At 61.0% G+C, this 13,813-nt stretch carries 9 protein-coding genes and 1 pseudogene; 7 read left to right on the top strand and 3 right to left on the bottom strand.

Annotated elements, in window-relative coordinates; translation table 11 throughout:
- The 6 genes and pseudogenes from CO670_RS22260 to CO670_RS22235 form a co-directional block, all read left to right on the top strand.
- Window positions 1-215, top strand: a pseudogene (locus tag CO670_RS22260) (hypothetical protein); the annotation flags it as partial.
- 37 nt (window positions 216-252) lie between these two features.
- The gene (locus CO670_RS22255) at window positions 253-1,407 is read left to right on the top strand and encodes a glycosyltransferase (protein WP_097592249.1); all 1,155 of its coding nucleotides are present in this window, start codon (window positions 253-255) and stop codon (window positions 1,405-1,407) included.
- Window positions 1,401-4,400, top strand: coding sequence for a trifunctional glycosyltransferase/class I SAM-dependent methyltransferase/polysaccharide deacetylase (locus CO670_RS22250; protein WP_097592248.1), 3,000 nt, complete (start codon window positions 1,401-1,403; stop codon window positions 4,398-4,400). Before CO670_RS22255 ends, CO670_RS22250 begins: the two co-directional genes overlap by 7 nt.
- Before the next feature lie 5 nt (window positions 4,401-4,405).
- Complete coding sequence (locus CO670_RS22245; protein WP_245425935.1) at window positions 4,406-5,482, top strand: glycosyltransferase family 2 protein; 1,077 nt, start codon at window positions 4,406-4,408, stop codon at window positions 5,480-5,482.
- On the top strand, window positions 5,479-7,230 hold the full coding sequence (locus CO670_RS22240) for an ABC transporter ATP-binding protein (RefSeq protein ID WP_097592246.1): 1,752 nt from the start codon (window positions 5,479-5,481) through the stop codon (window positions 7,228-7,230). Before CO670_RS22245 ends, CO670_RS22240 begins: the two co-directional genes overlap by 4 nt.
- A 4-nt stretch (window positions 7,231-7,234) precedes the next feature.
- The gene (locus CO670_RS22235; RefSeq protein WP_097592245.1) at window positions 7,235-8,386 is read left to right on the top strand and encodes a glycosyltransferase family 2 protein; all 1,152 of its coding nucleotides are present in this window, start codon (window positions 7,235-7,237) and stop codon (window positions 8,384-8,386) included.
- 32 nt (window positions 8,387-8,418) lie between these two features.
- On the opposite strand, the gene CO670_RS22230 is transcribed toward CO670_RS22235, so the two are convergent.
- The 3 genes from CO670_RS22230 to CO670_RS22220 form a co-directional block, all read right to left on the bottom strand.
- A complete protein-coding gene (locus CO670_RS22230; protein WP_097592244.1) occupies window positions 8,419-9,744 on the bottom strand; it encodes a homoserine dehydrogenase in 1,326 nt (441 codons plus the stop codon).
- A 61-nt stretch (window positions 9,745-9,805) separates the two neighbouring features.
- Window positions 9,806-11,023 carry an LL-diaminopimelate aminotransferase gene (locus tag CO670_RS22225; RefSeq protein WP_038692505.1) on the bottom strand — a complete coding sequence of 406 codons (1,218 nt, stop codon included), beginning with the start codon at window positions 11,021-11,023 and terminating at the stop codon, window positions 9,806-9,808.
- Between the two features lie 223 nt (window positions 11,024-11,246).
- Window positions 11,247-11,660: a hypothetical protein gene (locus CO670_RS22220; protein ID WP_097592243.1), complete on the bottom strand. Its 414-nt coding sequence runs from the start codon at window positions 11,658-11,660 to the stop codon at window positions 11,247-11,249.
- Window positions 11,661-11,807: 147 nt separating this feature from the next.
- Between CO670_RS22220 and phaC the strand changes: the two genes are divergently transcribed.
- The gene (phaC, locus tag CO670_RS22215; protein WP_245425937.1) at window positions 11,808-13,658 is read left to right on the top strand and encodes a class I poly(R)-hydroxyalkanoic acid synthase; all 1,851 of its coding nucleotides are present in this window, start codon (window positions 11,808-11,810) and stop codon (window positions 13,656-13,658) included.
- Window positions 13,659-13,813 lie beyond the last annotated feature (155 nt).

Raw genomic sequence — 13,813 nt, 5'->3', positions numbered from 1 at the left:
CGCAGGATCCGACCAACCGGCGCCCGGATCTGACCAACGCCAAATACGTGATGCCGGAATGGTCCTGCAAGGTCACGTACGAGGAGGGTGTGCAGAAGACGCTCGACTGGTTCAGGGCGGAGATGAAGCCTCGCGCCTTGAAAGCCAGCGCCGTCGCCGCCCGCAGCCCGCGCCAGGGCAAGCCCATGCAACTGAGTGGTTTCTCGAGTCTCTGAGGTGAGCGTGACGATAAGGGGAACGATCCCACGCGACATGAAAGACGTCGTCTTTCCAATGCCTACCCAATACTTGGATCCCTCCTCGTATGCAGTCGGTACGGAAGCTCCAGCGATCGGCGCCGGGCTCGTGGTATTCATGTCCGAAGGGCTTCCCGTGGGCCAGGCCTATGTCGAAAGCCCCGAGAGTCCGGCTGCCTTGTTTGCGAAGACCGTGCAGCCGGATATCGTCGAAAACGCGCGGCGGGTGATGCAGGCGCCGATCGTGAACCGCGATGTCAGCGTTCTCATCTGCACCAAGGACCGGCCTGAAGAACTTGCCCGATGCCTGGCATCCGTGCCGAAGCAATCGCTTCCTCCGGTCGAGATTATCGTGGTCGACAATGCGTCGGCCGGCGATGCGACGCGTCGCGTCGTGGAGGCGGCCGGCGCCACCTATGTCAGGGAAGACAGGATCGGGTTGGACCATGCCCGCAATGCTGCCGTGCGCGCGGCAAAGACCGAATTTGTCGCATTCACCGACGACGATGTGGTGCTGCACGAACGATGGCTCGAGAATCTGATGAAGGCATTCGATCGGCCTGACATCGGATGCGTCACCGGACTTGTTCTGCCTGGAGAGCTTTCCACCCCCGCCCAGCTGATATTCGAAACCCATTGGGGCTTCGGACGGGGCTACCGGCGCAAGGACTTCGATCAGGATTTCTATCGCCAGCACGAGCGATATGGGGCGCCGGTCTGGCTGGTCGGTGCGGGAGCAAGTCAGGCCTTTCGCCGAAAGGTATTCGATGAATCCGGCCTGTTCGACATCCGGCTGGACATGGGAGCGGCCGGCTGTTCCGGCGATTCCGAATTCTGGAATCGCCTCCTCCATCACGGCCAGATCTGCCGTTACGAACCGACTGCGGTTTCATGGCATTTCCACCGCAAGGAGATGGACGGGCTGGCGCGACAGATCCACCAATATATGAGCGGCCATGTGGCGGCGTTGCTGGTCCAGTATCAGAACACCGGCAATCGCGGACATCTGCGCCGCATTCTTGTCTCGCTTCCCGAATATTATTTCAAAAGGTGGAAAAGACGGCTGAGGAAAGGAACGACCTCGCAGGACTTTTTTCTGAAGGAAGAAGTTCTGGGCAGCCTGCATGGCGCCTTTTATCTTCTCAGCCGCTGGAAAGTGCAGCCATGGTGACTGCGCCGAGGCCTGCAATTTCATTTCTCATCCCGGCCTTCAACGCCGTTGCGACGCTGGCGGATTGCTTGGGCAGCCTGAAAAATCAGACGATCACAAGCTGGCAGGCGGTCGTGGTGGATGACGGTTCGCGCGACAACACCTGGGAGGTGCTTGAAAGCCTGGCCCGGACGGACAGCCGGATCACGATCCACCGTCAGCCGAATGGCGGCGCCGCCGCCGCACGCAACGCGGCCGCCGAGCTTGCCCTTGCCCCCCTGCTCTGCATGCTCGATGCGGACGATTGGCTGGACCCCGCTTTCATCGAGAACATGCTGCCGGTCGCCAAGGATCAATCCCAACCGCTTATAGCCCATTGCAGCTATCGCCGTGTCACAGCCGACGGCCGGATGCTGAAGATCGAGGACGCGCCCGATCTCACCGGCGATCGCGCAATCTCCGAATTGTCGTCATTCTGTGCCCTCGCCATTCATACGGCGGTTTTCTCGCGCAGCCTTTTCAAGCAAATCGGCGGCATGGATGCCTCGCTGCAAACCTGCGAAGATTGGGATCTCTGGCTTCGCATGGCATTCGCCGGGGCTCGCTTCCAATCGGTAGACAAGTGCCTCGCCTTCTACCGCATGAAGGAAGGCTCTCTGTCGGCCGATCCGGTCAAGATGGTGCGGGACGCGGTTTTCGTGACGAAAAGGGCGCAGGCGCTGCAATCGAAACACGGATTGCCGGCGCAGCGTGAAGACGCCGCCTGGCTGACGCCGGCGCTCAGCCAGTTGCGGATGCTGGTCTGGGTCGCTTCGGCCAATCTTTGCCCGGAAGACGATCTCGCGGAACTGGCGCGGCTTCTGCCGGTATTTCCTGATGCTTCAGGCTCCGAGGATCTTATGGCGCTGGTGATCCTTCATGGATTGCGGACGGGACGGCTGGTCCAGAATACCGCTGACTTGGTCGATGTCATCGACTCCTGGGCGCCCACAATTGCGCACCTCCTCAGCCTGATCGAAAGCCATTCGTTTCCCGGAACGGCACGCAAGGTAGAGCAACTCCTTGCCTGGCGACTATCGTCGGAAGCCCTCTCGCGTTCCTTCAGGCTCGGACGCGTTCAGGCGGTCGGCGTCGACGCCAGGCATCTCGCCCCGATTTCGAAGGCGGCCGAAGCCGATACGCTGCTGCTGCAGCTTTCGTCCGGCCACGAGCATATCGGCACCCATGTCGGACCGCTATGGGGAGATCTGTCCATAGGTGCACTCGTGCATCTGATCGTCAGGGAAATGCATGCGGGCAATCGGCTGCCCGCGCCAATGACATTCGCTTACGCCCGCGACTGGTCTTTCGAAGTCGTCCGCAACTACCGGGGCTTTCTCGGAATCCTTCGCCGGGGAGGAAGACGGCGGGGGCGGCTGCGCCGCCTGGTTCGCTCGACCCACGAGAATGCTCTTGTAAAATCCTCAGCGGACGGGGGTAGAAACAATGGTCCGCTTCCTTCCGTGGCAAAGCCGGCCAGCGAGCCGCACAGTGCCGCCGCAGCCGAGCGCCCGGAAAAACAAACCGGCAAACACGCCGTTCCGTCCGAGGCCGTTTCCAAGGAAGAATATTGGGAGCGCGTCTTCGAGCGCCCCGATCCGTGGAACTATCTCTCCATCTATGAACAGGTCAAATACGAGCAGACACTGAGCCTTGTCCCGGAAGGCATAGGCAAGGCCCTGGAACTTGCCTGCGCGGAGGGAATATTCTCCGCAAAGCTTGCGCAGAAGGTCGGGGCGTTGACCGCAACGGATATTTCGCGGCGCGCGATCGAAAGAGCCTCCCAGAGATGCCGGGAGAGCAGCAACGCGGAATTTCGTGTTCTGGATTTTGCAGGCGACGACATTCCAGGTGGGCAGGACCTCATCGTCTGCTCGGAAGTCCTCTACTACATGGATGATGAAGAGGTCCTGGAACGGGTCTGCCGAAAGATTGCCGCGGCCTTGAAGCCGGACGGCTATCTGATCACGGCGCACGCCCATCTCAGACGTGACGAGCCTGACAGGACCGGTTTCGATTGGAGCAATCCGTTCGGTATCGGCACGATCCGGAAAATTCTTTCAGACCTGCCGGAACTGGCGCTGGAAGAAACGATCGAGACCGAGCTTTACGCCATCCATCGGTTCCGCAAGTGCGAGACGTCTGCCCACACGATGCGGGTCGAACAGCACGGCGTTCCCCTGGAGAGCGATGTGGCCAAGCACATCATCTGGGGACCTGCCGGCGTCGATCGCGCGGCGGCCTGGTCGAACGAGACGACCACGTCGATCCCGGTGCTGATGTATCACAGGATTTCGGGCGAAGGTCCGGACCGGCTGCAGCGCTACCGGATCGCTCCTGATATATTCCGGCAGCAGATGCAGTTTCTCCGGCGGCGGGGTTACTACACGCTGACGGCGGACGGTCTAGCCGAACTGCTTCGAGCCGGAAAACCGATCCAAGGGCGACCGGTCGTCCTGACCTTCGACGACGCCTATCTCGATTTCCTCGCCAATGCTTTTCCGATCCTTGCCGAGAACGGCTTCGGCGCGGATGTTTTCGTGGTGACGGATAAGGTCGGCGGCCGATCGGATTGGGATGCTTCCTATGGCGAACCGGCCCCGCTGATGGCGTGGAACGATATCGAAGAACTTCATCGGCAAGGCATCAAGTTCGGTTCACATCTGGCCTCTCACAGGCCGGCGAGCGCGCTGGACAACCGCGCATTGCTGACAGAAGCGGTCCTTTCCCGCAACACGTTGGAAAACCGCCTCGGCGCAGCTGCGACATCCATCGCACTCCCCTACGGCAGCACGGATTTTCGTGTTCCCGGCATTCTGGCTGAGGCTGGTTATGAGGTCGGGTTCACAACGAGGCCAGCAAGAGCAGAATTCTTCGACAACGCGCTGTCGCTCCCGCGCCTGGAAGTTCGCGGCGATCTCCCCATCAAGGCTTTCGCCGAAATGATGGGCCAAGCCGAGGCGTTCATCGGATGAGCGCCATGAACACCGGCACCCCTTTGGTCAGCGTCGTCATCCCCGCATACAATGCGGAAAAGACGCTGGCGCAAACGCTCCGCAGCGTAACGGACCAGACTTACGAACAGCTGGAGATACTCGTCGTGGACGATGGGTCCCGGGACGGTACCTTCGAGCTGGCAAAGCAATATGCTCTTTCCGATCCCCGCATCCGCGTTCTGCGGCAGGAGAACGGCGGCGTTGCGCGTGCGCGCAACCACGGCGTCCGGGAGGCGCGCGGCAGCTATGTCGCGCCGATCGATGCGGACGATCTCTGGCACCCCCGGAAAATCGAGCTGCAGGTTCAGGCGGTCGGGAAATTTCCCATGGGCCGCGGCGTCGCCTACAACTGGTATGCGGCGATCGACGGCAGCGACGTGATTTTCGGTCACTCGAGACCGGTGATCCATGAGGGCGATGTCTTCGAGGCGATGGTCAGGGAAAATTTCATCGGCAACGGCAGCACGCCTCTTATGCCGCGCGCGGAGGTTCTGGCATGCGGTGGCTATGATGCCGGCCTGCGTGACCAGGGAGCCGAAGGATGCGAGGATCTGAAGCTCTATCTCGCATTGGCGGAAAGACTGCCCTTTGCGCTGGTTCCCGATTTCCTGACCGGCTATCGCTTCACCGCCGGCAATATGTCGAGCAACGCGTCGCGCATGCTGAGGTCCCATGCGCTTGTCATGGCCGACGTCAAACGGCGCCGTCCCGATCTTGCCGACGCGGCGACGGTGGCGGAATTCGACACGACGCGCTGGTATTTCAAGAAGGCGTTCAACGGCGGCGACTACGGTCAGGCCAAGAAACTGGTGCCTATTCTGGTCCGGGAATTTCCCTCGATGCTCGCCATCCGCACCGTCAGGGATCTCTGGCGCACGGTCAAACGGCAGCGCAGAAGATTGTTGAAGCGTCTGTCCGGCAAGTCACCCGTTGCGGCAAAAGGGGCAGCGCAGATCGAGGTGGCACTTCCCGTCAGCGGCATCTCCTTTTACGATCTCATCGCAGCCGCGCCGGCCGGTGGGATCGGCTCCTTCACCGAACCCCGGGTGGACCGTCTATGACGAAGCTACGGAAACCCATTCGCGGCAGATCGGCGAGCGCGTTCAACATCATTGTCGCGGCGCGTTTTCGTGAACTGCTGGAGCTTGTTCCGTCGCTGCGGCTGAAGACCTCCATCCTGATCGTCATCGGCATCCTGACCGGCCTGTCGGAAATGGTGGGGATCACCTTGCTGGTCAGCCTCGTTTTCGTTCTCAGCCAGCAAGGTCCGCTGTCCGGCCAGGCCGTTGCCTGGCTTCCGGCCTTCTTTGGCGGCTTCGAATCCTCCGTGACGAAGCCGATGCTGGTCGCCGTTCTCGTGTTCGCGATCATCCTCAGGATCGTTCTCGGTTTCGCCAACGAGATCATCGCAAGCACCGTCAGCCATCAGATCAGCGAGAGTATCCGTCAACGGCTTTACGCAAAGATCCTGACGATCCCATTCCAGCGTTTTCAGCATTATGAGCGCAGCGACCTGATCAATGTGATCGCCACCGAATCCTATTCGGTGGCCTCGGCCCACGCCAGCCTGGTGCGGCTTGGGGTCAATCTCGGTACGATTGTCATTTTCGGCGCGGGAATGGTCGTCATGGCATGGCCGATCGCCCTGCTCGCGGTCGTGTTCGGCGTCGTCCACAATCTGAGCCTCGGCCTGTTTGCCGCTGCCTATCGGCGTCTCGGCGCCACCAGTCTTTCAGCAGTGGAGGAACTCACCCATCTGACCTGGACGACGCTGCAAACCATGAAGGCGGTCAAGAGTTTCGGGCTGGAGGATCGCTACAAGGGCCTGTTCGAGACCTTGTCCCGGAAGGTGGGCGAAACCTGGCGCCGCTCGGACCGGATGGGGGCGGCGACCTCGCTCCTCAGCGAGACGCTGACATTCGGCGTGATCCTGACGATCATCCTGTCCTCGCAGTTCCTGCCGGTGGACTTCCAAGCCGCCTTGTCCGCCACGATCCTTCTTTACAGGCTCCAGCCGCATATCAAACAGTTCGATTCCCAGCTGCTGCGCCTGCATGAAATCGAAGCCTCGCTGCAAAACGTGCTCGCGCTGACTGCGGAACAAGACGATGGCAGGAAAATCGCGGGCGGAGCGCAGCTGCCGCATCTGAAGCATGAAATCGTCTTTCATGACGTATCCTTCTTCTACGACGCCGCCAAGATGCCGGCCGTGAACCACGCCAGCTTCTCGATCCGGGCCGGCGAGACGACGGCGCTGACCGGACCGAGCGGCTCCGGCAAGACAACGATCATCAACATGCTTCTCGATCTCATTCAGCCGACGAAGGGCCGAATCACGATCGATGGCCAGGACCTCTCGGCGATCGAACGCTCCAGCTGGCTGCGGCTGCTCGCCGTCGCCGGCCAGGATGTCGAGCTCATGGAAGGCACCGTCCTCGACAATATCAGCTTCCGTCGCGATATCCCCGAGGAGGATGTTCGCCGGGCCGCTGATATGGCCTGCGCGACCGAATTCATCGAGAAGCTGCCCTATGGTTTCGACGAATGGCTGGGCGATGAGGCGATACGGCTTTCAGGCGGCCAGCGGCAGCGGATAGGCTTGGCGCGTGCGCTCGCCAGCCGTCCCGAGATCCTGCTGCTGGATGAAGCCACCAGTGCACTCGACGAGCCGACCGAAGCGCGCGTGCTTTCCAACCTGCTCAAGGAATACGATTCCCGCACGCTGATCATCGTCAGTCACCGGTCGGCGACCACGGCATTGATGCAGAACCAGATCCGTCTTCATCCAACCGCGCTTGGGGAGGAGTAGTGGGATGGTGGCTTCCGCTCTTTCTGAAATACCGGTTTCGGTCATCATTCCCGCCTACAATGCGGGGCGCTACATTGCCTCCACGCTCCAATCGGTCACGGGGCAGACACACACACGGCTCGAAATTCTCATCGTCGACGACGGCTCCACGGACGACACTCCCGAGATCTGTCGTCGGATCGCCGCAGAGGATTCCCGGATCCGCATCATTTCGACGGAAAATCGAGGCGTCGCGGCGGCGCGCAACATCGGCATCGAGGCGTCGACGTCCGATTATGTCGCCTTCGTGGATGCGGATGACCTCTGGCACCCTTCCTATATCGAGACCCTGTTGTCGGCGCTGCATCCCCTGCCCCCCGACTGGGGCGCCGTATACGCGCTTCACCGCATTATCGATTCCGAGGGCTATTGCACGAAAGCCAGCTCCGGCCTGAGCGCGAGGGGGATGGTCTTGGCCCGGCATCTCATCTTCCGCTTCGTCGGAAACGGCAGCGGCCTGATGATCCGCCGTGCGGTTTATGACGTGGTGGGCGGCTATGATCCAAGCTATGCGGAACGCGGGATCGGCGGGTGTGAGGATCTGGATTATGAGCTACGCGTGGCCGAAGCGTTCAAGATCGAGGCCGTCCCGCTCGGCCTGGTGGGATACCGGATTCATTCCACCGCCATGTCTTCCGACAGCTCCAGAATGGCCCGATCGCTTCTGGCGGTGTACGAAGGCGCTGTAGCCCGCAATTTGCAGCTTCCCCGATGGGTCGTCGATTGCGCCTTCGCATCGGTTCATCTCTATGCCTTTTCGAAATTCACCGCTGCGAAGAACTGGAAAAACGCGGCCGGTTCGCTGAAGCAGATCTTCCGCTTCAGCCCACGCCTCGCCTGCATCGTCTTCTTCGGCTTGATCCTGTCCAAACTGCGCAGGGCGGCAAACAGAATGCGGTCGAAGCTGGTAACGACCCAGAAAAATCTCATGAGATTCGACCAGTTGGATCCGCACGCGCCTTTAGGCGCCGGCCTGTCGAGTTTTCGAACGGAAAAGCTCTTGATGCAGCTTTCTGAAGTCGATCAGGCGCTCGACATCTCGCACCGCCAGCAGAAACGCGGCAGGTCTTTCACCGGGAATGGGCCGATCGGCAATGGCGGCCCATTCGCTCTGTGATATCGAGCGGGTTCTTCCGTCTCCGCCTGAACTCAGCCTTCCTCTTTCGGCCGCTCGATACGAATGACCTGCGGCTCGCCGAAAAGATAACCTTCCGACTTGATCGAGGCGACGGCCCTGCGTACCGACTCTTCCATCGTCGCATGGGTGACGAGGATGATCGTCTGGTGGTGCGACGGCGCCAGATGCTGCTTGGAACGCTGGACGATCGATTCCAGCGAAATATGGTTTTCGGCCATGCGGGTGGCGACACTTGCAAAGACGCCGGTGCGGTCGAGCACGGTCAGGCGAATGAAATAGCCGCCCTCGTGGCTCTGCATCTGCGCCTTGCGATAGGGCTCCAGCGCTTTTGCGGGATGACCGAGCACCGGCACGCGCTGGGCGCCCGGCTGGCTCTTGGCGATATCGGCGATATCGCCAAGCACCGACGAAGCCGTGGCATTGCCGCCGGCGCCGGGGCCGACCATCAGCAGTTCGCCGAGCACGTCGGATTCGATCGCCACCGCATTGGTGACGCCGTCGACCTGGGCGATGACCGAATCGACCGGCACCATGGTCGGATGCACGCGCTGCTCGATGCCGGTATCGGTGCGCTGGGCGACGCCGAGCAGCTTGATGCGATAACCGAGCTCGGCGGCGGCGTGGATGTCCTCGATCGAGATATTGGTGATGCCTTCGAGATAGATGTCGTCGGCCGCGATGCGATTGCCGAAGGCGAGCGTCGTCAGGATGGCAAGCTTGTGGGCGGTGTCATTGCCCTCGATGTCGAAAGCCGGATCAGCCTCGGCATAACCCAGCCGCTGCGCTTCCTTAAGGCATTCGGCAAAGGACAGCCCCTCCTTCTCCATCTTGGTCAGGATGTAATTGCAGGTGCCGTTCATGATGCCGTAGATGCGCGAAACGGCATTGCCCGTCAGCGATTCACGCAGCGCCTTGATGACGGGGATGCCGCCGGCGACCGCCGCCTCGAAGTTCAGGAGCGAGCCCTTCTCTTCCGCGATCGTCGCAAGCTCGACGCCGTGATAGGCAAGCAGCGCCTTGTTGGCTGTCACCACATGGAGACCACGCTGCAGTGCCGTGCGCACCGAGACGTTGGCCGCCCCTTCGGCGCCGCCCATCAATTCGACGAAGACGTCGATATCGCCCTTCTCGGCAAGCTCTTCCGGCCGGTCGAACCATGTGACGCCGGAAAGGTCGATGCCGCGATCCCTCGTCTTGTCGCGCGCGGAGACCGCCGTGATGGTGATCGGACGCCCGCAGGTGACGGCAAGCTCGTTGCTCTTCTGCTGAATGATGCGGACAAGCGAGGCGCCAACGGTGCCCAAGCCCGCAATGCCGATTTTGAGGGCATCTGCCATGGATCGATCCTGAAATATCTGTGTGGCGGCAGCCGCGGAAGGCGGCTGCCGGAGAGTTGGATTAGCGGTGTGCGTTCAACGAAATGACGTTATGCATCGTTTCGTCGGCCGTCGACATGAACTTCTTGATGTTGCGCGCAGCCTGGCGGATGCGGTGTTCGTTTTCGACAAGCGCCAGACGAACGTAGTCGTCACCCTGTTCGCCAAAGCCGATGCCCGGAGCAACGGCGACGTCGGCCTTCTCGACCAGCAGCTTGGAAAACTCAAGCGAGCCGAGATGACGGAACTTTTCCGGGATCTTCGCCCAGGCGAACATGGTGGCAGCCGGCGGCGGCACTTCGAATCCGGCCTTGCCGAAGCTTTCGACCATGACGTCGCGGCGGCGCTTGTAGACGTTGCGGACTTCCGCGATGTCGGAACCGTCGCCGTTCAGCGCATGGGTCGCCGCCACCTGGATCGGCGTGAAGGCGCCGTAGTCGAGATAGGACTTCACGCGCGTCAGGGCGGCGATCAGGCGCTCGTTGCCGACGGCAAAGCCCATGCGCCAGCCGGGCATGGAGAAGGTCTTCGACATCGAGGTGAACTCGACCGTCACATCCATGGCGCCCGGCACTTCGAGAACCGACGGCGGCGGGGCGCCGTCGAAGTAGATCTCGGAATAGGCAAGGTCGGACAATACGATGATGTCGTGCTTCTTGGCGAAGGCGACGACGTCCTTGTAGAAATCGAGCGTCGCGACGAGGGCCGTCGGGTTCGAGGGATAGTTGAGGATCAGCGCCAGCGGCTTCGGGATCGAATGCCGGACCGCCCGCTCGAGCGGCGGGAAGAAGCTCTCGTCCGGCTCGACCGACATGGAACGGATCACGCCGCCTGCCATCAGGAAACCGAAGGCATGGATCGGATAGGTCGGGTTCGGGCAGAGGATGACGTCGCCGGGCGCGGTGATCGCCTGCGCCATGTTGGCGAAGCCTTCCTTGGAACCCAGGGTGGCGACCACCTGCGTATCCGGGTTGAGCTTGACGCCGAAACGGCGGGCGTAATAGGCGGCCTGGGCGCGGCGTAGGCCCGGAATACCCTTGGAGGAGGAATAACGGTGGGTGCGCGGATCCTGCACGACCTCGCACAGCTTGTCGACGATCGCCTGGGGAGTGGGAAGGTCAGGGTTTCCCATGCCGAGATCGATGATATCGGCGCCGCCCGCTCGCGCGCTTGCTTTCAAACGGTTGACCTGTTCGAAAACATAAGGCGGCAAACGCCGGACTTTGTGAAACTCTTCCATTTCATTCCCCATGGAAAGGCGGCATTTCGGGCCGCGGTCGAAGTTCGTTCCGTCTCCCGGCGGCTGCGACACGAACTTCAGAATCGCAACGCCGTATTTCATCAGACCCAAGTCACGCGGCAAATCTTTGACGGAAAGGCCGCGCTGGCACGCATTATCGGGAAAATTGCATCTTCCGATCCCTGCCGAAGGCTTTGCGTCCAAATTGCCTGAAAGGCAAGGTTTATTTGGAGATTTCGGAGAGCGTCTCGGTGCCGTGCTCGGCGGCGAGCCGGCGCATCTCGGCGACCTTGGCCTGATATTCGGCTTCGGAGATCGCGCCGGTCTTGCGCCGGGCGGCGAGCGCGGTCAGCTGATGCTGCAATTCGGCCGCCTGCTCGTCGCTCATCTGCACATTGGCGGCCGTCAGCGGCGCGCCGAAATTCGGATAGCCGTCGGGCGACTTTGCAAGCCCGCCTTCGACCGCTTCGCCCTTGGTGGCCGGCATGACGACGGCGGTCGGGGCCGCTCGCTTGGCCGCGGCTGCCGCCTTCTCTTCCGCCGTCAGATTGCATCCGGCAAGCGCCATCGCCGCCGCGGCGCAGATCAGTGCGGTGCGGTTGAAGGTTGCGATGCGCCGGATGCCTTTGTTCGTCATGCCTCAAAAATCCAGTTCTGACTGCTTCGACTGTTAAATTTGTCGCAGCCACAAAGCAATAGCACGAGCCGATGCGGGTGGAACTTGTTTTCTCGTTCGGTCACGATGTACAACAAACGGATAAAAAGAGTGCTGCCGCCGGAGGAAATGGTGACCGACAGCAAGCAAGAGAATGGCGGCCAGAAGAATGGCGGCAAAGCCGGTTTCGACGCGACCGATCTCGATCCTTATCTGTTGAAGGATCCAGAGGCCATGACGATGAATTTCGCCCGGGCGCTCGAAAATCTCGGGAAAGCCGCCTCGGCATGGCTTGCGCCGCGCGAGCGCGGCGAGATCAGCGACACCGTCGTCGATCCGATGACCGACATGGTCAAAACACTCTCCAAGGTCACCGAATACTGGATTTCCGATCCGCGCCGCACCCTGGAGGCGCAGACGCAGCTGATGTCCTCGTTCTTCGGCATCTGGATGCGCTCGATGCAGCGCATGCAGGGCGAGCCCTCGCCGTCTGAGCCCGACATCCGCAAGGACAAACGCTTCGCGGATGAAGACTGGCAGAAGAACCCGTTCTTCGATTTTCTGCGCCAGGCCTATTTCGTCACGACCGATTGGGCCGAGAAGATGGTGTCGGAGACAGACGGCCTCGACGAGCACACCAAACATAAGGCCGGCTTCTATGTGAAGCAGATCACGGCAGCGCTTTCACCGACCAATTTCGTCGCCACCAATCCGCAGCTCTATCGCGAGACGATCGCGACCAGCGGCGAAAACCTGGTACGGGGCATGAAGATGCTCGCCGAGGACATCGCCGCCGGAAACGGCGATCTGCGCATCCGCCAGACCGACATGACGAAATTCGCCGTCGGCCGCGACATGGCGCTGACACCCGGCAAGGTGATCGCCCAGAACGACATCTGCCAGATCATCCAATACGAGGCGTCGACGGAAACCGTGCTGAAGCGGCCGCTGCTGATCTGCCCGCCCTGGATCAACAAATTCTACATTCTCGATCTCAACCCGCAGAAATCCTTCATCAAATGGTGCGTCGACCAGGGCCAGAGCGTCTTCGTCATTTCCTGGGTGAACCCGGATGCGCGCCACGCCGAGAAGGACTGGGGCGCCTATGCACGCGAAGGCATCGATTTCGCGCTGGCGACGATCGAGAAGGCGACGGGCGAGAAGGAAGTCAATGCCGTCGGCTATTGCGTCGGCGGCACGCTTTTGGCGGCGACGCTGGCGCTGCATGCCAAAGAGAAAAACAAGCGCATCAAGACCGCCACGCTCTTCACCACCCAGGTCGATTTCACCCATGCCGGCGACCTCAAGGTTTTCGTCGACGAGGAGCAGCTTGCAGCACTTGAGGAGCACATGCAGGCAACCGGCTATCTCGACGGCACCAAGATGTCGATGGCCTTCAACATGCTGCGCGCTTCCGAGCTGATCTGGCCTTACTTCGTCAACAACTACCTCAAGGGCCAGGAACCCCTGCCCTTCGATCTCTTGTTCTGGAACGCCGATTCGACCCGCATGGCGGCGGCAAATCATGCCTTCTACCTGCGCAACTGCTATCTCAGGAACGCGCTGACACAGAATGAGATGATCCTCGACGGCAAATCCGTGTCGCTGAAGGACGTGAAAATCCCGATCTACAATCTCGCCACCCGCGAGGATCACATCGCCCCCGCCAAGTCCGTCTTCCTTGGCAGCCAGTTCTTCGGCGGCAAGGTGGAATTCGTCATCACCGGCTCGGGACATATCGCCGGCGTCGTCAATCCGCCCGATAAGAAGAAGTACCAATACTGGACGGGCGGCCCAGCCAAGGGAGAATATGAGACCTGGCTCGAGCAGGCGACGGAGACGCCGGGATCGTGGTGGCCGCATTGGCAGGCCTGGATCGAGACGCAAGACAGCAGACGCGTGCCCGCGCGCAAACCCGGCGGCGATGCGCTGAACGCGATCGAGGAAGCCCCGGGAAGCTACGTGATGGAACGCGCCTGAAAAGGCCATCTATCTCTTTTTGAGACGCTGAGAAAAACAGCGGCGGCGCGTAAACAAATTAGAAACCATAATTCGTCATCCTTGCGAAACAGTCGGTAAGTCGCATTTGGTCCAAATTCGGCCCATTTGCGCCTTTACCGGCCCCGGCGAAGTTT

It is taken from the genome of Rhizobium sp. J15, assembly GCF_002531825.1.
In the GTDB taxonomy this organism is placed as follows: Bacteria; Pseudomonadota; Alphaproteobacteria; order Rhizobiales; family Rhizobiaceae; genus Rhizobium.
This window is presented reverse-complemented; position numbering and strand designations above follow the sequence as displayed.